This window comes from Mesorhizobium sp. M7A.F.Ca.MR.148.00.0.0, from assembly GCF_003997735.1.
Classification (GTDB): Bacteria; Pseudomonadota; Alphaproteobacteria; order Rhizobiales; family Rhizobiaceae; genus Mesorhizobium.
Window position 1 is genome coordinate 314 of the sequence record NZ_RZTB01000291.1, and the last position, 774, is coordinate 1,087.

Genomic DNA, 774 nt, shown 5'->3' on the forward strand with positions numbered 1-774 from the left:
CACGAACCGACGAACAGCGCGCTGCAAATCCAGGCAAAGGCTGCCGTGCCTCCGCAAGGCGCGCGAATGGTCGCTCAGATAGAGTCTCGTACCCTTGAAGCGGCAAAACAGATCAAGCGCTTTCTCGACCTCAACGGAGGCGAAAAAGACAAAATCTGTTCTTTGGCCTTTGGGAGAAAACTAGAGAAAGTGACCTGGAGTAGCGGGGTAATGGTTCGCACCTGTCTTGGGACTGAAAAAGCCTGGAAGGGGATCGCTGGATACGTGCCGTTAAACCCGGTCTTGCTCAAGGCAGCGATCAAGAGAATGACGGGCGAGAATGGATCGTTTGCTCAGATCGAAGCCGTCGTCGAAGATGAGATGAAAGGGCTTCGGACGAAGGCTTTGCTGGGCTGGCACCGCAAGAGCTTCAGGCTATTCGGTGAGACAATTGAACTGCCTCTGCTGAGTTTGGACCATGATGCGATTTCGGCGTTTCGCAAGGCGGCGCTGAGTTGAGGTAGACTTGTAGATTCAAGAATCAAAGAGCCTAGCTTGGATTGCTGTTCGCTTGAGCACCTTGTTGGCCGAAAACTGGCTGTCCGCAATGGTGCCTTAGTTTCCGGCAGCAGACATCAGTGGGTGGCATGAACGAGGTTGATCAAGCGCGGGAAAGGACCTTACCCTTTGCACCTATCGACACGATTTTGGACCGATGTCGGAACAATCTGCTCCCGAACCCCAGAATTTTGTTCCGATGAGGGTTCATGTCGGTAACGAGAAAGAACCATTTCG

1 protein-coding gene is annotated in these 774 nt (G+C 53.0%); it reads left to right on the plus strand.

Annotated features, from left to right (window positions below; genetic code table 11):
- Window positions 1–498 (plus strand): hypothetical protein (locus tag EOB49_RS34020; protein ID WP_164781935.1); only part of this gene is annotated, 498 nt, incomplete at its 5' end.
- Window positions 499–774: the final 276 nt, after the last annotated feature.